The following is an 18,461-nucleotide window of genomic DNA, read 5'->3' as shown; positions in this document are numbered from 1 at the left end:
GCCCCCGCACGCCGAAGCGTGCGGGGGCCCGTGCCGAGCAGACGGACTAGAAGTCCATGCCACCCGTGGGGTCGCCGGCCGGCATGGCCGGGGTCTTCTCCGGCTTGTCGGCGACGACGGCCTCGGTCGTGAGGAACAGACCGGCGATCGACGCAGCGTTCTGCAGCGCCGAACGCGTGACCTTGGCGGGGTCGATGATGCCGGTGGCGATCAGGTCGACGTACTCGCCGGTCGCGGCGTTGAGGCCCCAACCGGACTCGAGCTCGCGGACCTTGGCAGCCACGACACCCGGCTCGAGACCGGCGTTCAGCGCGATCTGCTTGAGCGGGGCGTCGATCGCGACGCGGACGATGTTCGCGCCGGTCGCCTCGTCACCCTCGAGGGTGAGCGAGTCGAGCGCGACCTTGCCGGCCTGGATGAGGGCGACGCCACCACCGGCGACGATGCCCTCTTCGACGGCAGCCTTCGCGTTGCGGACGGCGTCCTCGATGCGGTGCTTGCGCTCCTTGAGCTCGACCTCGGTCGCGGCACCCGCCTTGATGACGGCGACGCCACCGGCGAGCTTCGCGAGGCGCTCCTGGAGCTTCTCGCGGTCGTAGTCGGAGTCGGTCGCGTCGATCTCGGAGCGGATCTGGCGGACACGGCCGGCGATCTGCTCGGCGTCGCCGGCACCCTCGACGATCGTGGTCTCGTCCTTGGTGATGACGACCTTGCGGGCACGACCGAGGAGGTCGAGCGTCGCGTTCTCGAGCTTGAGGCCGACCTCTTCCGAGATGACCTGGCCGCCGGTGAGGATCGCGATGTCCTGCAGCATGGCCTTGCGGCGGTCGCCGAAGCCCGGGGCCTTAACGGCGACGGACTTGAAGATGCCGCGGATCTTGTTCACGACGAGCGTGGCCAGGGCCTCGCCGTCGACGTCCTCGGCGATGATCAGGAGCTGCTTGCCCGCCTGGATCACCTTGTCGACGACCGGCAGGAGGTCCTTGATGTTCGAGATCTTCGAGTTGACGATCAGGATGTAGGCGTCCTCGAAGACGGCTTCCTGACGCTCGGGGTCGGTGACGAAGTACTGCGACAGGTAGCCCTTGTCGAAGCGCATGCCCTCGGTCAGCTCGAGCTCGGTGCCGAAGGTGTTCGACTCCTCGACGGTGACGACACCTTCCTTGCCGACCTTGTCGATCGCCTCGGCGATGAGCTCGCCGATGGTCGGGTCAGCGGCCGAGATCGACGCAGTCGCGGCGATCTGGTCCTTGGTCTCGATCTCCTTGGCGTCGGCGAGCAGCTGCTCGGAGACGGCCTTGACGGCCTTCTCGATGCCGCGCTTGAGGGAGATGGGGTCGGCGCCGGCGGCGACGTTGCGGAGGCCCTCGCGGACGAGCGCCTGGGCGAGCACGGTCGCGGTGGTCGTACCGTCACCGGCGACGTCGTCGGTCTTCTTGGCGACCTCCTTGACGAGCTCCGCACCGATCTTCTCGTACGGGTCGTCGAGCTCGATCTCCTTGGCGATGGAGACACCGTCGTTCGTGATCGTGGGGGCGCCCCACTTCTTCTCGAGGACGACGTTGCGGCCGCGCGGGCCGAGCGTCACCTTCACGGCGTCGGCCAGCTGGTTGAGGCCGCGCTCGAGGCCGCGTCGGGCCTCTTCGTTGAAAGCAATGATCTTTGCCATGTGAGTTCTTCGTCCCTCCCGGACGTCGTCATCGGGGTCGTTCTGGCACTCCGCTGGGCCGAGTGCCAAGCCCGATTCTGGCACTCGCCACCCGAGAGTGCAACACAGTCCGGAGGCTCTCCCCCACTCCACAGGTCGGGTCACCACCCCGAGGGGAACGAACCGCGGGACCGCGCGCACTCCGAACCGCCGGCGCACGAACGGTCGGGGAACGACGAACGCGCCGCCCCCGACGGGACGGCGCGTTCGCGAGTGGTTCGTGACGACTAGGCGGGACGGACCGACTCGGCCTGCGGGCCCTTCGACCCGGTGCCGACGTCGAACGTCACTGCCTGGCCCTCCTCGAGGACCTTGTAGCCGTTCATGTCGATGGCCGAGTAGTGCACGAACACGTCCTGGCCCCCTCCATCCACGGTGATGAAGCCGAAGCCCTTCTCGGCGTTGAACCACTTCACGGTTCCGTTGGCCATGTTCCTTGCTCCCTGCGGTACTGCTGTTGCGAACGACGGCGCCATCGCACGTGGCGTCCCTCGGGTCCGAGCGCGTGTCGACTCACCCGGGCCGCGGCGACGGTCCTCGGGTCGAGGCATCGTCACGATCACGGGGTGACCACCGCTGACTCTGACGGACAGTCAGCATTTCGGCAAGAGGTGTGACCCGCATTTCACGCCGCGGGCCCCGATCTGCAACGTGCCGGAAACACGGGACCCGCGATCGGGCCGATCAGCCGCTGTAGTCCGCCCCGAGCACGACCGACACGTCGGCGTTCGGGAAGGCGGACGACTGCTGCACGGCGGTGACGCCGAGCGACTGCGCGATGCCCTGCGCGAGGGCCGCCTGCGACGCCTGCTGGTAGTAGACGATCGTCTGCGTCGACCCGGTGGTGCCGGCGTCCCCGGTCGAGGTCACGGTCCACCCGGCACCCGCGAGCTTCGCCGACGCGTTCGCCGCCAGGCCCGAGGTGGAGGTCCCGTTCAGCACGACGAGCGTCGTCGCACCCTGGTCGGCGGGCGCGGCACCGGTGGGCGCGGACGGGGACTGCGTCGGCGCGGCGGCACCGTCACCCGGAGCGGGAGCGTCGGAGGCGGAGCCACCGGTCGACGCGCTCGGCGTGGGCGTCGACGAGGCCGACGGCTTCGTGCTGCCGCCGCCCTCCGGGAACTGGACGCTGCCGTTGAGGAGGTTGAGCACGAGCACACCGACGCCGACCAGCACGCCGGTCGCGAGCGCGGCCCAGGCGAAGACGACCCAGCCGCCGCCACGTCGGGCAGCACCGCGGTGCGCGCCGATCCGGGGCCCCTCGGGGACGTCGTCGAACCGGTCTCGCGGGAATCTCGTCATCGTTCCTCTTCACGTCCTTCGTGGTCGGCCGCGGGCGCGACGAAGCTGCGGGCAGCCCGGGCGCTCGTCCGGGCGTGGCGGAGACGCTGCAGCCGGGTGACGAGCTGCGGGTCGTGTGCGAGGGCCGCCGGGGTGTCGATGACCTGGTTGAGCACCTGGTAGTACCGCGTCGGCGACATGTCGAACTCGACCCGGATCTCGGCTTCCTTCGTCCGGTCGTGCCGCGCGCGCTCGTGCTCGAACGCGAGCACGTGCTTGGCGAGCTCGGTGAGCTCGTCGGCGGGCAGCGCGGTCACTCGGGCTCCGATCACGGACGGGTTGCAGGTCTCGCACATCGTAGGGGCGTCCGGCAGGTCGACCCTGGCACGGCGCTGGACTGTCGCAGAACCCGCTCAGCCCCGGCCGCGCGTGCCGGTCAGGCGGTCGTCGACGGGAACCAGCGGACGCGGGTGCCGAACGGATCGGACACGGCGAGCGCCCGGCCGTCGAGCGAGAGCGTCGCGAAGGCGTCCGGGTCCGCCGCGTCGACGTCGTCGGGCAGCGTCGCCGCCACCTCCGTCAGGACGCCGGTGCGCTCGAGCGCCACCCACCGCACGTCGCGCTCGCGCAGCCGATCGACCAGCCGCTGCCGTCCGGCACCCGGCACGTAGACGAGCGTGCCGGTGGTGAGGACGACGGGCTCGCAGCCGTCCGGCACGGCGTCGAGCGCCCGGTCCAGGTCGTCCGGCACGATGCCGCGGATCCGGACGGGAGGCTCCACCAGCGTCGCCCGCAACGCGTCCCGCATCAGGGCGGTCCGGTCCGTCGCCTCGGGCGGGACCGCCTCGGCCAGGCGGTCGAGCGCTCCCGGTGCCGCGGGGTCGATCGGGTTCGGGTCGAGCGCGATCCGCGCTCCGATCCGGATCGACGTGGCGGCGGGGGCCGGTGGGTCACCGGTGACCTCCGCGACGAGGTGCACGGCCGGCCCGGCGACCGCGGTGTGCACCCGCACGAGGCGCGTCCCGGCGATCCCGGACCCGGCACCCTCGACTCCGGCCCCGGACCCGGCGCACTCCGACCCGGCATCCCCGGACGCAACCTGGCCGAGCACGACACGGTGGTCGCGCACGACACGATGGTCGAGCGTGACCCGGTCCGGGATCGAGCACAGTCCGGCGGCGGCGCCCACGTCGACCAGCCCGAGCGGCCGGTCCGAGGCCGCCGACAGCGCGGCGAGGACCGGGACCACCGGGGCGAGCCGTCGCGGGTCGTTGGCCTGCACCGTGGCGGTGGTGAGGGCCGCGACCAGCGCGGGGCGGGCCTCCCGTCCGAGGGCGCGGAGCGCTGCCGGGTCGGACGGGTCGGCGCCGAGCCGTCGGGCGACCGCGAAGAGCAGTTCCGGTTGGCGCTTCGTCGGGGGCACCGCGTCGAGGAGGGCGACGAGGGCGTCGTCGACCGAGCGCGCCCACGCGGCGTAGGTCGGCGAGACGGACGCGACCCGCTCGGCGTAGGCGCGGTAGCGCTCCCGTGTGTCCATCAGGAGCCGGCGCGGTACATGCCGACGTGGGTGATGCCGGCCTCGTCGTAGGGGGCGCCGAAGCGGACGAACCCGTGGCGCTCGTACAGGCCGGCGACGTACTGCTGGGCGTGCAGGACCATCGCGCCGTGCCCGTGGGCCTCGACCGCCGCCGCGACCAGGCGACCGGCGATGCCCTGCCCGCGGTGGTCCGGGTGGGTGGCGACACGGCCGATCACCCGGGTGGGGTCGGCGGTGTCGGCCGGGTGCGGCTCGCCGTCCGCCGGCCGGACCAGACGGAGGTACCCGACGGTCCCGGCGTCGGCGCGCGAGACCCACCAGTGCTCGGTGTCGGGCTCGCGGTCGCGGCCGTCGAAGTCCTCGGCGGAGACGCGCTGCTCGAGCGCGAACACCCGGTTGCGCAGCCGGACGACGTCGTAGAGCTCGTCGGTCGTCAGGTCGCCCCAGCGGGCACGGCGGACGGAATGCTCGGACATCGCTCGGAGTTTACTGGTGTGACGCACGATCACCGGCGGTCACGAGCCCCGGTCGGAACCAGGAGGTACGCACATGGCATACAACGTCGACAAGTCCGACGCCCAGTGGCGCGAGGAGCTCTCCCCGGACCAGTACGCCGTGCTGCGCCAGGCCGGGACGGAGCGCCCGTGGACCGGCGAGCTCCTCGACGAGGAGCGTGCCGGCGTCTACACGTGTGCAGCGTGTGGTGCGGAACTGTTCAAGAGCGGCACGAAGTTCGACTCGGGCTGCGGCTGGCCGTCGTTCTACGAGTCGGTCGAGCCGGAGGCCGTCCAGCTCATCGAGGACAAGTCCCTCGGCATGGTCCGCACCGAGGTCCGGTGCGCCAACTGCGGCGGACACCTCGGCCACGTCTTCCCGGACGGCTTCGGCACGCCCACGGGTGACCGCTACTGCATGAACTCGATCTCGCTGAACTTCTCCGCGGAGCAGTGACGCGGACGACGACGGCGCCCGGGCTGAGCCCGGGCGCCGTCGTCGTGTCCGCCCGGTACGATGGGCGGGTCAGCCGGCATGGCGCAATTGGTAGCGCACCGTACTTGTAATACGGGGGTTGCGGGTTCAAGTCCCGCTGCCGGCCCTCAGGAGGCCCGCGGCCGGCCCGGTCAGCGGCCGACCCGGTCAGCGGCCGACCCGGTCAGCGGCCGCCGGTGATCTTCCGCTCGCGCTGGGCCACACCCGCCGTGCCGTACGGGTAGTCGTCGACGCGGGGTGCGCTGGCCTCGGTGAGCGTCCGTAGTTCGGCCTCGTCGAGCACGAGGTCGGCCGCGCCCAGGTTGTCCTGCAGCTGCTCGACGGTCCGGACGCCCAGGATGACGCTCGTGACGGCCGGTCGTGCGAGGAGCCAGGCCAGGGCGACCTGCGACTTCGACGCACCGTGGGCGTCGGCCACCGCGGCGACCGCGTCGAGCACCTGCCACGTGCGCTCGTCGGCGTTCCGGGCCTCCCACGCCTCCATGCCGCGCCCCGGGTCCTCGCCCAGGCGGGTCGAGCCGGTCGGGGCCTCGTCGCGCTGGTACTTGCCGGACAGCCAGCCGCCGGCGAGCGGGGACCACGGGAGCAGTCCGATGCCCGCGTCGAGGCAGGCGGGCACGACCTCGTGCTCGATGTCGCGGACGAGCAGGTTGTACTGCGGCTGGAGGGTCACCGGCGGGGCCCACCCGTGCGCCTTCGCCTCGTACACGGCCTTCGTCACCTGATAGCCGAGGTAGTTCGAGAAGCCGTACGACCCGATCTTGCCGGCGGACACGGCGTCGTCGAGGAACCGGAGCGTCTCCTCGACCGGGGTCAGGGCGTCCCACGCGTGCATCTGGTACAGGTCGATGTGGTCGACGCCGAGGCGGTCGAGGGACGCGTCGAGGGCGCGGCGGAGGTGGCGGCGCGACAGTCCGAGGTCGTTCGGGCCCTCCCCCTGCGGGAAGCGGCCCTTGGTGGCGAGCACGACCTGCTGCGCCTCGGTCGGGTGGTCGCGGAGCCACCGGCCGATGATGCGCTCGGACTCGTTGCCCGAGTACACGTCGGCCGTGTCGACGAGCGTGCCGCCGGCGGCGACGAACGCGTCGAGGACGGCGTGGGAGGTGGGTTCGTCGGCTTCGCTGCCGAACGTCATGGTGCCGAGGGTCAGCGAGGACACCGCTGTCCCGCTGGAGCCGAGGAGTCTGTAGTCCATGCGGCGGACGCTACGCCCGGCCGCCTCCGCGGCGGGAGGGCCCACGAGTACCCGTCAGCGGCCCGCGGACAGGAACGCGATCGCCGCCTCCCGGAACTGCCTGGACGTCGGGGCGTTGAAGTGGTTGCGCCCCGGGATCTCGAGGAACGTCGCGTCCGGCGCGGTCGCCGCGAGCCGCACCGCGCTGTCCTTGATCCCGTCCTCGGACCCCGCGGCGAGGAGCAGCGGTTGCGTCGGCGCGTTCGCCGGCGTCGGCTCGACGCTGTCGCGCATGCCCTCGACCATCGCCACGAGGGCGCGCAGGTCGTTGCCCTCGACGTTCGCCGCCATCGTGAGGTAGCCGTTCGTGACGCGGTCCTCGACCGGGGTGCCGTCGCTGATGTACGCCCACGCCTGGTCGACCCGGACGCGGCGCATCGGGTCGGCGTCCGGGATCCCGCCGAGCACGGCGCGCGAGACCCGGTCCGTCATGCGCTCCGCCGCGTGCCACCCGACCCGGGCGCCGAGCGAGTACCCGAGGAAGGCCACGTCGTCGAGCAGGTACGTGTCGATGACCGCGGTGACGTCGTCGACGAGCAGGTCCATCGAGTAGCCGTGCGGCGAGTGGGGCTTCCCGCTGGCGCCGTGTCCGCGCTGGTCGAGGGCGACGACGCGGTGTCCGGCGCGGACGAGGTCGCGCGTCCACCCGGAGGCGTGCCAGTTGAGGACGGCGCCCGAGGCGAACCCGTGCACGGCGAGGACGGCCGGCGCGTCGGGGTCGCCGAAGTCGTAGGTGGCGAGCGGCAGGCCGTCGGGCGACATGACGACGCGGGGACGGGGCGCTTCGGGGACGAGTGACATGGCCCGTCCAGGGTAGTGCGGCCACAGTGGCAGGCATGGACGGCTACGGCGGCGACCAGATCCGGGCGGCGGAACGCCCCCACCTCGAGGCGGGGGAACCCCTCATGCAGCGCGCGGCGGACGGGCTCGCCGCGGTGGTCGGCGACCTCCTCGACGACCCGGCGGTCCGCCCCGGGGACGGGCCCGGCTCGGCCCTCGTCCTGGCGGGGAGCGGCGACAACGGCGGCGACGCACTGTTCGCGGCAGCGCGCCTGGCGGCGGCCGGGAGGCACGTCGCCGTCCTGCGCGTCGGCGCACGCGTCCACGAGGCGGGCCTGGCAGCAGCCCTGGAGGCGGGGGCGCGCCTCCTGGACGACCCTGCGGACGACGGGTCGGTCGCTTCCTCGACGGCGGGCGCCGCCGACATCGTGCAGGCCGCGGTGCCGCCGAGCGGCGAGCGCGCGACACGGATCGCGCGCGAGGCCGGGCTCGACGCGGACCTGGTGCTCGACGGCATCCTCGGCATCGGCGGGGGCGGTCCGCTGCGGTCGCCCGCGCGCGAGGTGGTGGCGGCCCTCCGCGAGCTCGCCCGCGACCAGCGGGCACCGTTCGTGGTGGCGGTCGACGTGCCGAGCGGCATCGACGTGGACAGTGGCGGCATCGCGGACGATCACGTCCTGCACGCCGACGTGACGGTGACGTTCGGCGGTGTGAAGGCGGGACTGCTCCGGGGTCCCGCGGCGACGCTGGCCGGGCGGATCGAGCTGGTCGACGTCGGGATCGGTGCGGACCTGGCGACCGTGGAGCCGCTGGTCCGCACCTGACCCGCTGGTCCGTCCCCGTCCGGGGCGGTGCCTAGTGGTGCTCGTACCGGACGGGCTCGGGCAGACCGTGCTCGGCGCGGATGCCGCGGGAGATGCCCTCGAGCGCGACCAGGGCGTCCACGACGATCTCCGGCGTGACCGGGAACGGCATGTTGTGGATCGTCTCGGACTCGACCGTGGCGGCGTCGGCGACGGCGCGGAGCACGTCGGTGTCGTCGACGGTCAGCCCGATCTCGGTGAGGGTGTTCGGCAGCCCGACCTTCGTGGTGAAGACGACGAAGTCCTCGATCTCCTCGGCCGGGGCGCCCTCCATGACGAGCTGGGCGAGCGTGCCGACGTTGACCTTCTGCCCGTGGGCGAGGCCGTGCGCCTGCGGTGCGGCGGTGAGGCCGTTGTGGATCGCGTGCGCGGCGGCCAGGCCACCGGACTCGAAGCCGAGCCCGGAGAGCAGCGTGTTCGCCTCGACGACCTTCTCGAGCGCGGGCGTGACGACCTTCGCGCGCACGGCCTCGATCGCCTGCAGGGCGTTGTCGTGCAGCAGCGTCCACGAGAGTTCGGCGAGCGCGACACCGGCGGCGGTCTGCAGGCCACCGGCCATGGTGTCGGCGTGCGCACGGGCAGCCGCGCGGGCCTCGACCCAGGTGGCGAGCGCGTCCCCGATGCCGGCGACGAGGAACTGCACGGGGGCGTTCGCGACGAGCCTCGTGTCGATGAGCACGAGGTCCGGGTTGTGCGGGAAGAACCGGTACTCGATGAACTCGCCCTCGTCGGTGTAGACGACGGCGAGGGCCGAGGTCGGGGCGTCGGTGCTCGCCGCCGTCGGGACGCTCGCCCAGCGGATGCCGGCGAGGTGCCCGGCGGCCTTGGCGGCGTCGATCGCGGACCCGCCGCCGACGCCGACGACCACGTCCGCGTCGCGCTCACGGATGGCGGTGACGAGGTCGTCGATCGCCGTGGGGGTGGCGAACCGGCCGAACCCGACGCGCTCCACGGGCAGGTCGGCCTCGGCGAAGCTCGTCTCGACGGCCTGCTGCACGATCCCCCACACGACGTCGTCGGCGACGATCAGGGGACGCTTGCCGATGGGCGCGACGAACTCGCCGACGCGGGTGATGGCGTCCTTGCCCTGGACGTAGCGGGCGGGGCTCATCACGGTCTGGATGGGGGTGGCCATGGGGCGGTGTCCTTCCGTTGTGCGACAGGTGTCGTTCGTTCCGACACCGCCGACGGTACGCGGGCCGCCTCCGCGCGCGGTGACCGCCCGGACGTCAGACCGCGCCGGCGTCCACCCCGTGGTCGACGCCGCCACGGGCCTCCAGCCAGGTGTCGACGAAGTGCCGGTAGTTCGCCGCGACGAGCTGCTCGGCGGCCTCGGTGTCCAGGTGCTCGCGGACGACGTCCTCGAGCGGCTCCTCCCAGTTGCTGCGGCCGATCGCGAAGCCGACGAACCCGTCGACCGAGGCGGCCGTGCGCAGCCAGCCGTCGAGCTGCTCCTGCGGGGCGTCCCGGCCGAGGACGATGCACTGCACGGCGTCGCGGCCGTCCCGGCGGGCGGTGGCGACGACGCGCTCGGCGTCCTCGCGGCGGTCGAGTCCCTCGAGCTTCCACACGTCGGCCTCGACACCGTGGTCCTGCAGGTACTCGAGCACCTGCACGACGAGGTCGGGGCGGAGATCGCGGTCGTAGTCCTCGACCGAGGCCTGCTGCTCGTCGGTCCCGGGCACGAGCAGTTCGACCAGGAAGGGGCGACCGGCGTCGTGCAGGGTGCGCGCGACGGCGGCCAGGTCGGACGCCTGCTGCGCGCGACGGTCCGCGTCGAAGGCCGGGTTGTCGCGGACCAGGACCTTCACCCAGTCCGGGTCGAACGCGTCCACGTGCGCGACCCAGTCGTCGCCGTACTCGAGCTCGAACCACTCGCGGCCCGACCGCTCCACCGGCATCGCGAGCTGGAGCCCCGCCTCCTTGGCGAGCCGGGCGACGTCCGCGCCGTACCGCTCGTCGACCAGGACACCGGTGTGCTCGCGCGCCGCCCCCGCCGCGAGGGCGTTGAGCACCCCGCGGTAGACGAGCTGCTTGCCGGCACGGACCCGCTGCGCCTCGGCCTCGTCGGCGGGCTCGCCGGAGTCCTCGTCGTAGGTGTGCTCGAGGAGCGAGGACCGCTGGTCCATCGCGAACAGGAAGAGGGGGTGGGTCTCGTCGAGGATCGGCATGCGCCCCGGTCTACTCCGGGGAACGCACGGTGTCACCGGCGGGCACCCGGTCGTGTGCGTGTCCCGGAGCGCGTCCGTAGGTTCGGTGCATGACGTTCAACGACGACTCGCAGCTCAGCGGCGGCAAGGTCAAGCGGCGCGGTCGCACCACGGCGATCGGCGGTGGCGCGGTCGGTGTCGGCGCGATCGTCGTGTTCCTCATCGCGCAGTTCACCGGCGTCGACCTCACCGGGCTGGTCGGCGGCGGGGACGGGCTGACCACGATCCAGGACGGCGGTCAGCAGGCCGAGCCCGTCCAGGAGTGCCGCACCGGCCGCGACGCGAACGCCGACGTCTCGTGTCGCATGGAGGGCGCCGCCGAGTCGCTCGACGCGTACTGGACGACGGAGGCCCGGGCGCTCGGGACGTCGTACACGACGCCGGACTTCTACCTGTTCACCGGGTCGACCGACACCGGGTGCGGAGCGGCCTCGGCGGCGACGGGACCGTTCTACTGCCCGCCGGACCGCGCGATCTACCTGGACACCGACTTCTACGACGACCTGCAGCGCACCTACGGGGCGTCCGGTGGGCCGCTCGCGCAGATGTACGTCGTCGCGCACGAGTGGGGGCACCACGTGCAGCAGCTGCAGGGCACGTTCGCCGAGACCGACCGCAGCGGTGGCGGCGCCGCGTCGGACAGCGTCCGGGTCGAGCTGCAGGCGGACTGTTACGCGGGTGCCTGGGTCGGGGACGCGGCCACAACGGAGTCCGCGAACGGCACGACCTTCTTCGAGCCGATCACGCAGGCCCAGGTCGCCGACGCCCTGTCCGCGGCGAGCGCCGTCGGTGACGACAGCATCCAGGAGCGGGCCACCGGCCGGGTGGACCCCGACTCGTTCACGCACGGCACGAGCGAGCAGCGGCAGCGCTGGTTCGAGCGGGGTTACGAGCAGGGCGCGTCGCGCTGCGACACCCTCAGCGTCTCCGGCTCGCAGCTCTGACCGGCGCGCCTCGGGCGTCCCCGCGGGCGGTCAGCGGGCGCTGGCCGAGGGGGACGGCGTCGGCGTGCGGGTCGGGCGGGCGGAGCGGGTCGGCGTGCTGCTCGGCGTCGGGGTCGGCGTCGCCTCGGTGGCACCGGCGGCGCTGACCACGAACGTGCGGAACTCGTCGTTGGTGGACGCCGTCGAGTACGGGTACTGCTGCCCGTTCACGAGCACGAGCGGCGTCCCCGGGAACTCGGTCAGGTCGGAGCCCGGGATGTCGCCGCCGGTCACCGCGGTGGTCTGCTCGTCCACCCACTTGCCGTAGCGCTGGTCCTCGATGCACGACTCGATCGTGGAGCCCTTGCGGACCCCGGGGACGCTCGTCACCACGTCGGCGAGCTGCTGGTCGGTGAGCCCGGGCGTGCCCTCCTCCGGCTGCTTCGCGAACAGGGCGCGGTTCACGGCGAAGAACGAGTCCGGCGACTCCTCGGCGACGCAGGCCGCGGCGTTCGCGGCGCGGAGCGAGTACTTCGTGCCCTGCGAGCGGTTCGACAGGATCGCGATCGGGTGGATGTCGAGGGTCGCGGCGCCCGAGGTCACGAGCCCCTCGAGGTAGTCGCTGTTCGTCTGCTCGAAGGCACCGCAGATCGGGCAGAGGTAGTCGACGTAGAGCGTGATGCGCACGGCGTCCGCCGAGCCGGTCGCACTCGGGGACGGCGACGAGGACGCTGCCGGGTCGACGGCCTTCAGCCCCGTGCCGATCGTGATCCCGCCGTCCGTCATCGACTGCGGGCCGGGGCCGGCGGGTCGGGAGGAGTTGACCAGCACGAGCGTCACGATGGTGGCCGCCGCGACCAGGACCACGCCGAGCCCGACCTGCAGTCCGATGCGGGCTCCCCGCTGTCGACGCTTCTGCTGGGTACGGGTGCGCTGGGCGCGCTCGCGGGCAGCGGCACGGCGTGCGTTCCGCTCGTCGCGGGCGGAGCCTTCGGGGCGGTTGGTCATCGTGCGGTCGTCCTCCTGGTCGGTGTCCGCTCGGCCTCCCCCCGGTCGGCGGACGGACCCGGCGATTGTAGTGGCGGCCGATGGGAACCAGCCAACCAGCAGGCAACCGGTGGACGACCAGCAGGGAACCAGTGGCGCGGACCCGAGAACTCGTGTTGTATGAACAGCGATGGTCGACGGCGACCATCCGCCGGCCCTCGCGGGTCGCCGCTTCACAACGGATCGTCCGGCACGTACCTGCCGGTGGAGAGGACCGAACGCTCATGGCGTCCGTCACCTATGACAAGGCAACCCGTCTGTACCCGGGGGGCAACCGCCCCGCGGTGGACTCCCTCGACCTGGACGTCGCCGACGGCGAGTTCCTCGTCCTCGTCGGCCCCTCGGGCTGCGGCAAGTCCACGTCCCTGCGCATGCTCGCCGGCCTCGAAGAGGTCAACTCCGGCGCCATCCGCATCGGCGACCGCGACGTCACCGACGTCCCGCCGAAGGACCGCGACATCGCGATGGTGTTCCAGAACTACGCGCTGTACCCGCACATGACCGTCGCCGAGAACATGGGCTTCGCGCTCAAGATCGCCGGCGTCGGCAAGGAAGAGCGCGCCACCCGCGTGCAGGAGGCCGCCAAGCTCCTCGACCTCGAGCAGTACCTCGGCCGCAAGCCGAAGGCCCTCTCCGGTGGTCAGCGTCAGCGCGTCGCCATGGGCCGCGCCATCGTCCGTCAGCCGCAGGTGTTCCTCATGGACGAGCCGCTGTCGAACCTCGACGCCAAGCTCCGCGTCCAGACCCGTACGCAGATCGCGTCGCTGCAGCGTCGCCTCGGCGTCACCACGGTCTACGTCACGCACGACCAGACCGAGGCCCTGACCATGGGTGACCGCATCGCGGTGCTCAAGGACGGCATCCTGCAGCAGGTCGGCACGCCGCGCGACCTCTACGAGAAGCCGAACAACGTGTTCGTCGCCGGCTTCATCGGCTCGCCGGCCATGAACCTCCTGCCGGCCTCCGTGGTCGAGGGCGGCATCACCTTCGGGTCGCTCAACCACCCGATCGACCGCGACACCCTGTCGAACGCCCGCTCGGGCGCCGTCACGGTGGGCGTCCGCCCCGAGGACATCATCGTGTCCCAGTCGGGCGAGGGCCTGCCCGTCACGGTCGACGTCGTCGAGGAGCTCGGCGCCGACGGCTACCTCTACGGTCACGCCGACGTGAACGGCACGCGCACGGACATCGTCACGCGCGTCGACGGTCGCAACCACCCCTCGATCGGCGACACCATCGTCGTGAGCCCGAAGCAGGGCCACGTGCACGTGTTCGACGCCGAGTCGGGCGACCGCCTCGACGACAAGGCCGTCGTCAGCGCCTGACCAGCACCACCGGGAGCCCGCCAGCCGCCGCACCAGGCGGGTGGCGGGCTCCCGCCGTTCCACCTGTCGGACGGGAGGCGCGTCCACGACCCGTGCCGCGCCTCCCGTCCGGCAGACCCACCGCCGAGCACCCGAGGACCCAGTCGTGCCCGACTCCATGACCATCACCGCCGCCACCGTCGACCCCGGCCTGCTCGACCTGCCGTGGGACCTGCCCCTCGACGCGTGGCCCGACGAGACGATCGTCGCGCTGCCGAAGGGCATCTCGCGGCACCTCGTGCGGTTCGTGCACCTCTCCGGGTACGTCGTGGCGGTCAAGGAGACCAGCGCCGAGCTCGCGCGGTCCGAGTACGACATGCTCCGCACCCTGCAGCGCACGGACGTGCCCTGCGTCGACCCCGTCGCGGTCATCACGAACCGCATCGGACGCGAGGGCGAGGAGCTCCAGCCCGTCCTCGTCACGCGGCACCTGCGCTTCTCGCTCCCCTACCGTGCGCTGTACTCGCAGACGCTGCGGCCCGACACGGCCACGCGCCTGGTCGACGCCCTCGCGCTGCTGCTCGTCCGCCTGCACGTCATCGGCTTCTACTGGGGCGACGTCTCGCTGTCGAACACGCTGTTCCGGCGCGACGCGGGCTCCTTCGCCGCGTACCTGGTCGACGCCGAGACCGGCAAGCTCTACCCGGGCGGCCTGTCGAACGGGCAGCGCGAGAACGACCTCGAGGTGGCGCGCGTCAACATCGCCGGGGAGCTGCTCGACCTCGAGGCGGGCGGCCGACTCGACGAGAACGCCGACCCCGTGGACGTGTCCAACCGCATCGTCGCCCAGTACCGCACGCTCTGGAAGGAGCTGACCGGCACCGAGCAGTTCGACGCCGCCGAGCGCTGGCGCATCAACGACCGCGTCGAGCGGCTGAACGCCCTCGGCTTCGACATCGAGGAGCTGTCGATCCGCACGGCCGAGTCCGGCGCGCAGGTCCGCATCCAGCCGAAGGTCGTCGACGCCGGCCACCACCAGCGACGCCTGCTGCGCCTGACCGGCCTCGACGCCGAGGAGAACCAGGCGCGACGGCTGCTCAACGACCTCGACGCCTACCGGGCGCGGAACGGGCGCGAGGAGCTCGACGAGGAGATGGTCGCGCACGAGTGGGTCTCCCGCGTGTTCGAACCCGTCGTGCGGGCGATCCCCCGGGACCTGCGCGGCCGGCTCGAGCCCGCCGAGGTGTTCCACGAGTTGCTCGAGCACCGCTGGTTCATGTCGCAGCAGGAGGAGCGGTCCGTCTCGCTGCCCGAGGCCACGACCGCGTACATCAACGACGTGCTGCGGCACCGCCGGGACGAGCGGACGCTGATCAACCCGCCGACGTCGTCCATCGCGCTGCCGATCGACGGGGCGGACGACGACGACGACGTCGACGACTGGCGCGCTTCGGTCTGACGTCCGCTGGGCCGCGGGGCGCGGGGCGCGGGGCGGTTGGGCGCGCGCGGCGCGCGGCGCGCGCGGCGGGGCGGGGCCCTGCGCGGGGCGGGGCCCGGGGCAGGGCCCGGCGCGGGGCGCGCGGCGCGCGGCGGGGCGCGGCCGGGCCCGGCGCGGGCCGAAGTCGCACAACACGCCGCAGGCCAGCCGCCGACGTCGCACGAACCGCCACCCCCGACCCGGCCAACCGACCGAACGTGCGACCTCGGCGAACGCGAGCGGCAGGTCCTGCGACCCCGCCCACGACGGCCACCGCACCACCACACGCCCGCACGCAGGCGCCGACGTCGCGCAACACACCGCGGGCGGGCCGCCGACGTCGCACGAACCGCCACCCCCGACCCGGCCAATCGACCGACCGTGCAACCTCGGCGGACGCGAGCGGCGTGTTGTGCGACCCCGGCGGACGCGACCGGCCGAACGCGCGACCTCGGCGGACGCGACCGGCCGAACGCGCGACCCCGGCTGACGCGACCAGCAGGGCGTGCGACCCCGGCGCGTGCGCCGGACCGCGGACAGACGGGAGGCCCGGCACCGGTCCCGTGGACCGGCACCGGGCCTCCCCTGGCTGGCTCCGCCCTCGCTACGCCGAGCGACGGCGCCGCGCGACCTCCCACAGGGTGACACTCGCCGCGATGCCCGCGTTGAGCGACTCGGTCGCGCTCGAGATCGGGATCGACACGATCGCGTCGCAGGTCTCGGTCACGAGGCGGGACAGCCCCTTGCCCTCGGACCCGACGACGATGACGATCGGACGGTCGGCGAGCTCGAGGCCGTCGAGCTCGACGTCCCCGTCCCCGTCCAGACCGAGCACGAAGAGCCCCATCGACTTGAGCGACTTGAGCGTCTGGGTCAGGTTCGGCGCCATCGCGACCGGGGTCCGAGCAGCGGCACCGGCCGAGGTCTTCCACGCCGACGCGGTCACACCGACCGAGCGACGCTGCGGCACGACGACGCCGTGGCCGCCGAACGCCGCGGTCGACCGGATGATCGCACCGAGGTTGCGCGGGTCGGTGATGCCGTCGAGCGCGACGAGCAGCGGGACCTGGTCGCGCGAGAACGCACGCTCGACGATGTCCTCGGCGACGGCGTACTCGTACGCCGGCACCTTGAGCGCGACGCCCTGGTGCACGCTGTCGTGCCCCGTGATGCGGTCGAGCTCCGGACGCATGATCTCCATGATCGGCACGCCGCGGTGGTTGGCGAGCGCAAGGATCTCCTTGACGCGGTCGTCGACCTCGATCCGGGCCGCGATGTAGAGCGTCGTCGACGGGGTCTTCGTGCGCAGCGCCTCGAGCACCGAGTTGCGGCCGGTCACGAGCTCGCTGTCGTCGGTCTTCCGTGTCGGCGGACGGCCGGTGCGGGTCTGCGGCGACGACGAGGCCCCGCTGCCACCACGACGGTTGCGCGCCGCCTCGAAGCGTTCCTTGGCCGCCTTGCGCTTGCCGGCGGGGTGGTACGGACGGTCCTCGGCCTTCGGCGTCGGCTTGCGGCCCTCGAGCGCCTGCGCGCCCTGGCCACCCGAGCCGACCTGCTTGTTGCCCTTGCGGCCGGTGCGGACGGCGCCCGGACGACCCTTCTTGCTCCCCGAGACGTTCTTCATGCAGTTCTCCTGTTCGGCACTGCCGTGGTCAGGCGATGCTCCAGCGTGTTCCGGACGGTGTGTCCTCGATCGTGATGCCCGCGCCTGCGAGGTCGTCCCGGACGCGGTCGGCCGTGGCGAAGTCCCTGGCGGCCCTGGCGTCGGCGCGCTCCTGTACGAGGCGTTCGACGAGGGCGGCGAGCGGTGCTGCCGAGGTGTCGTGTGCGCCGCCCGACCAGTGCGGTGCCCGCGGGTCGATGCCGAGCACCTCGACCATCGCGGCCACCTGATGGTACGCGACACCGAGCGCTTCCGCATCGTCGGCGTCGAGCGCCGCGTTCCCGGCCCGGACGGTCTCGTGCAGGACGGCGAGGGCCTGCGGCACCGCGAGGTCGTCGTCCATCGCGTCGGCGAAGCCCTGCGGCACGGCCGGGGCGTCCGACAGCGGGACCCCCTCGAGCCGCTCGGCTGCGCGGGCGAGGAAGCCCTCGATGCGGTCGAGTGCGGCCTCGGCCTCGGCCAGGGAGCCGTCGTGGTGGTCGATCGTGGACCGGTAGTGGGCGGCGCCGAGGAAGTACCGGACCACCACGGGACGGGCCGCGGCGAGGAAGTCGGCGGCGAAGATCGAGTTGCCGAGCGACTTCGACATCTTCTGGCCGCCGACGGAGACGAGTCCGTTGTGCAGCCAGTACGAGGCGAAGGCGTCCCCTGCCGCGGTGGACTGCGCGAGCTCGTTCTCGTGGTGCGGGAAGCGCAGGTCGAGGCCGCCGCCGTGGATGTCGAACGCGGGGCCGAGGTAGCGCCGGGACATCGCCGAGCACTCGATGTGCCACCCGGGCCGTCCGGCGCCCCAGGGCGAGTCCCAGCTGGCCGTCGACGGTTCGCTGGCCTTCGCGCCCTTCCAGAGCGCGAAGTCGCGTGCGTCCCGCTTGCCGCGGGGGTCGGCGTCGGTGGCGTCGACCATGTCGTCGCGGCGCTGCCGGGTGAGGGCACCGTACCCGGGCCAGCTCGCGGTGTCGAAGTACACGTCCCCGCTGCCGTCGGCGGCCGGGTAGGCGTGCCCGTTCTCGACGAGCCGCGTGATGATGTCCTGCATCTGCGGGATGCTCGCGGTCGCTCGGGGCTCGTACGTCGGCGGCAGGATGCCGAGCGCCGTGTACGCGGCGGTGAACTCGAGTTCGACGCGGTACGCCCGCGCCCACCAGGGCTCGTCGGTGCCGGCGGCGAGGTCGAGCACCTTGTCGTCGATGTCCGTGACGTTCCGCACCAGGGTCACGCGGTACCCGCGGTGGCTCAGCCAGCGACGCCAGATGTCGTAGACCAGTGCGGAGCGGAGGTGCCCGATGTGCGGCGACGACTGCACCGTCGGCCCGCAGACGTAGATGCTGACCTGTCCGTCGACCAGGGGGACGAGGTCGACGACGTCTGCGGCGCGGGAGTCGTACAGGCGAACGGTCACGGGACAAGCCTAGAGCCAGACCCTGCTCCGGGGTCGGGACCGCAG

The 18,461-nt window shown here is 72.6% G+C and carries 18 protein-coding genes and 1 tRNA gene; 6 read left to right on the top strand and 13 right to left on the bottom strand.

Features of this window, described 5'->3' with window-relative positions; translation table 11 throughout:
- Positions 1 to 46: 46 nt before the first annotated feature.
- From groL to KM842_RS15390, 6 genes are all read right to left on the bottom strand, one after another.
- A complete protein-coding gene (gene groL, locus KM842_RS15415) occupies positions 47 to 1,669 on the bottom strand; it encodes a chaperonin GroEL (RefSeq protein WP_216259715.1) in 1,623 nt (540 codons plus the stop codon).
- 266 nt (positions 1,670 to 1,935) lie between these two features.
- A complete protein-coding gene (locus tag KM842_RS15410) occupies positions 1,936 to 2,139 on the bottom strand; it encodes a cold-shock protein (protein ID WP_056120541.1) in 204 nt (67 codons plus the stop codon).
- Positions 2,140 to 2,392: 253 nt separating this feature from the next.
- Positions 2,393 to 3,010: a LytR C-terminal domain-containing protein gene (locus KM842_RS15405; RefSeq protein WP_216259713.1), complete on the bottom strand. Its 618-nt coding sequence runs from the start codon at positions 3,008 to 3,010 to the stop codon at positions 2,393 to 2,395.
- On the bottom strand, positions 3,007 to 3,306 hold the full coding sequence (locus tag KM842_RS15400; protein WP_253206161.1) for a DUF3263 domain-containing protein: 300 nt from the start codon (positions 3,304 to 3,306) through the stop codon (positions 3,007 to 3,009). Before KM842_RS15400 ends, KM842_RS15405 begins: the two co-directional genes overlap by 4 nt.
- Positions 3,307 to 3,425: 119 nt before the next feature.
- Positions 3,426 to 4,526, bottom strand: a complete 1,101-nt coding sequence (locus tag KM842_RS15395; RefSeq protein ID WP_216259709.1) for a DUF2332 family protein — start codon at positions 4,524 to 4,526, stop codon at positions 3,426 to 3,428.
- Positions 4,526 to 5,002 carry a GNAT family N-acetyltransferase gene (locus tag KM842_RS15390; protein WP_216259707.1) on the bottom strand — a complete coding sequence of 159 codons (477 nt, stop codon included), beginning with the start codon at positions 5,000 to 5,002 and terminating at the stop codon, positions 4,526 to 4,528. Before KM842_RS15390 ends, KM842_RS15395 begins: the two co-directional genes overlap by 1 nt.
- Positions 5,003 to 5,075: 73 nt before the next feature.
- On the opposite strand from KM842_RS15390, the gene msrB reads away from it, so the two are divergent.
- Both msrB and KM842_RS15380 read left to right on the top strand, forming a co-directional pair.
- Positions 5,076 to 5,477, top strand: a complete 402-nt coding sequence (gene msrB, locus KM842_RS15385) for a peptide-methionine (R)-S-oxide reductase MsrB (RefSeq protein WP_216259705.1) — start codon at positions 5,076 to 5,078, stop codon at positions 5,475 to 5,477.
- A 72-nt stretch (positions 5,478 to 5,549) separates the two neighbouring features.
- Positions 5,550 to 5,622 (top strand) — tRNA-Thr (locus KM842_RS15380).
- Between the two features lie 57 nt (positions 5,623 to 5,679).
- On the opposite strand, the gene KM842_RS15375 is transcribed toward KM842_RS15380, so the two are convergent.
- A complete protein-coding gene (locus KM842_RS15375; RefSeq protein ID WP_216259703.1) occupies positions 5,680 to 6,711 on the bottom strand; it encodes an aldo/keto reductase in 1,032 nt (343 codons plus the stop codon).
- Between the two features lie 54 nt (positions 6,712 to 6,765).
- Positions 6,766 to 7,551, bottom strand: a complete 786-nt coding sequence (locus KM842_RS15370; RefSeq protein ID WP_216259701.1) for an alpha/beta fold hydrolase — start codon at positions 7,549 to 7,551, stop codon at positions 6,766 to 6,768.
- A 35-nt stretch (positions 7,552 to 7,586) separates the two neighbouring features.
- Between KM842_RS15370 and KM842_RS15365 the strand changes: the two genes are divergently transcribed.
- Positions 7,587 to 8,354, top strand: a complete 768-nt coding sequence (locus tag KM842_RS15365) for an NAD(P)H-hydrate epimerase (RefSeq protein WP_216259699.1) — start codon at positions 7,587 to 7,589, stop codon at positions 8,352 to 8,354.
- Between the two features lie 31 nt (positions 8,355 to 8,385).
- Here the strand turns inward: KM842_RS15365 and KM842_RS15360 are convergent, their stop codons facing one another.
- Complete coding sequence (locus KM842_RS15360; RefSeq protein ID WP_216259698.1) at positions 8,386 to 9,528, bottom strand: glycerol dehydrogenase; 1,143 nt, start codon at positions 9,526 to 9,528, stop codon at positions 8,386 to 8,388.
- Between the two features lie 94 nt (positions 9,529 to 9,622).
- The gene (locus tag KM842_RS15355; RefSeq protein WP_216259697.1) at positions 9,623 to 10,564 is read right to left on the bottom strand and encodes a 2-deoxy-5-keto-D-gluconate 6-phosphate aldolase domain-containing protein; all 942 of its coding nucleotides are present in this window, start codon (positions 10,562 to 10,564) and stop codon (positions 9,623 to 9,625) included.
- 89 nt (positions 10,565 to 10,653) lie between these two features.
- Here KM842_RS15355 and ypfJ point away from each other — a divergent pair, with 89 nt between their 5' ends.
- Positions 10,654 to 11,547, top strand: coding sequence for a KPN_02809 family neutral zinc metallopeptidase (ypfJ, locus tag KM842_RS15350; protein ID WP_216259696.1), 894 nt, complete (start codon positions 10,654 to 10,656; stop codon positions 11,545 to 11,547).
- 30 nt (positions 11,548 to 11,577) lie between these two features.
- Here the strand turns inward: ypfJ and KM842_RS15345 are convergent, their stop codons facing one another.
- A complete protein-coding gene (locus tag KM842_RS15345; RefSeq protein WP_216259695.1) occupies positions 11,578 to 12,534 on the bottom strand; it encodes a DsbA family protein in 957 nt (318 codons plus the stop codon).
- A gap of 263 nt (positions 12,535 to 12,797) precedes the next feature.
- Between KM842_RS15345 and KM842_RS15340 the strand changes: the two genes are divergently transcribed.
- Together KM842_RS15340 and KM842_RS15335 are read left to right on the top strand one after the other, a co-directional pair.
- Positions 12,798 to 13,898 (top strand): ABC transporter ATP-binding protein, encoded by a 1,101-nt coding sequence (locus tag KM842_RS15340; RefSeq protein ID WP_216259694.1) that lies wholly within the window; start codon positions 12,798 to 12,800, stop codon positions 13,896 to 13,898.
- Between the two features lie 145 nt (positions 13,899 to 14,043).
- On the top strand, positions 14,044 to 15,336 hold the full coding sequence (locus tag KM842_RS15335) for a DUF4032 domain-containing protein (RefSeq protein ID WP_216259693.1): 1,293 nt from the start codon (positions 14,044 to 14,046) through the stop codon (positions 15,334 to 15,336).
- Between the two features lie 622 nt (positions 15,337 to 15,958).
- Here KM842_RS15335 and rlmB read toward each other — a convergent pair.
- The gene (rlmB, locus tag KM842_RS15330) at positions 15,959 to 16,978 is read right to left on the bottom strand and encodes a 23S rRNA (guanosine(2251)-2'-O)-methyltransferase RlmB (protein ID WP_216259691.1); all 1,020 of its coding nucleotides are present in this window, start codon (positions 16,976 to 16,978) and stop codon (positions 15,959 to 15,961) included.
- Positions 16,979 to 17,006: 28 nt separating this feature from the next.
- Entirely contained in the window at positions 17,007 to 18,416 is a 1,410-nt protein-coding gene (cysS, locus tag KM842_RS15325) for a cysteine--tRNA ligase (protein ID WP_216259689.1), read from the bottom strand.
- Between the last annotated feature and the right edge of the window lie 45 nt (positions 18,417 to 18,461).

Source organism: Curtobacterium sp. L6-1, assembly GCF_018885305.1.
In the GTDB taxonomy this organism is placed as follows: domain Bacteria; phylum Actinomycetota; class Actinomycetes; order Actinomycetales; family Microbacteriaceae; genus Curtobacterium; species Curtobacterium aetherium.
This window is presented reverse-complemented; position numbering and strand designations above follow the sequence as displayed.

Excerpts from the sequence above, each read along its gene's own strand:
- KM842_RS15410 (WP_056120541.1), bottom strand. The coding sequence starts at position 2,139 with ATGGCCAACGGAACCGTGAAGTGGTTCAACGCCGAGAAGGGCTTCGGC.
- KM842_RS15390 (WP_216259707.1), bottom strand. The coding sequence starts at position 5,002 with ATGTCCGAGCATTCCGTCCGCCGTGCCCGCTGGGGCGACCTGACGACC.
- KM842_RS15395 (WP_216259709.1), bottom strand. The coding sequence starts at position 4,526 with ATGGACACACGGGAGCGCTACCGCGCCTACGCCGAGCGGGTCGCGTCC.
- KM842_RS15405 (WP_216259713.1), bottom strand. The coding sequence starts at position 3,010 with ATGACGAGATTCCCGCGAGACCGGTTCGACGACGTCCCCGAGGGGCCC.
- KM842_RS15375 (WP_216259703.1), bottom strand. The coding sequence starts at position 6,711 with ATGGACTACAGACTCCTCGGCTCCAGCGGGACAGCGGTGTCCTCGCTG.
- groL (WP_216259715.1), bottom strand. The coding sequence starts at position 1,669 with ATGGCAAAGATCATTGCTTTCAACGAAGAGGCCCGACGCGGCCTCGAG.
- ypfJ (WP_216259696.1), top strand. The coding sequence starts at position 10,654 with ATGACGTTCAACGACGACTCGCAGCTCAGCGGCGGCAAGGTCAAGCGG.
- msrB (WP_216259705.1), top strand. The coding sequence starts at position 5,076 with ATGGCATACAACGTCGACAAGTCCGACGCCCAGTGGCGCGAGGAGCTC.
- KM842_RS15340 (WP_216259694.1), top strand. The coding sequence starts at position 12,798 with ATGGCGTCCGTCACCTATGACAAGGCAACCCGTCTGTACCCGGGGGGC.
- rlmB (WP_216259691.1), bottom strand. The coding sequence starts at position 16,978 with ATGAAGAACGTCTCGGGGAGCAAGAAGGGTCGTCCGGGCGCCGTCCGC.
- KM842_RS15365 (WP_216259699.1), top strand. The coding sequence starts at position 7,587 with ATGGACGGCTACGGCGGCGACCAGATCCGGGCGGCGGAACGCCCCCAC.
- KM842_RS15355 (WP_216259697.1), bottom strand. The coding sequence starts at position 10,564 with ATGCCGATCCTCGACGAGACCCACCCCCTCTTCCTGTTCGCGATGGAC.
- KM842_RS15345 (WP_216259695.1), bottom strand. The coding sequence starts at position 12,534 with ATGACCAACCGCCCCGAAGGCTCCGCCCGCGACGAGCGGAACGCACGC.
- KM842_RS15370 (WP_216259701.1), bottom strand. The coding sequence starts at position 7,551 with ATGTCACTCGTCCCCGAAGCGCCCCGTCCCCGCGTCGTCATGTCGCCC.
- KM842_RS15360 (WP_216259698.1), bottom strand. The coding sequence starts at position 9,528 with ATGGCCACCCCCATCCAGACCGTGATGAGCCCCGCCCGCTACGTCCAG.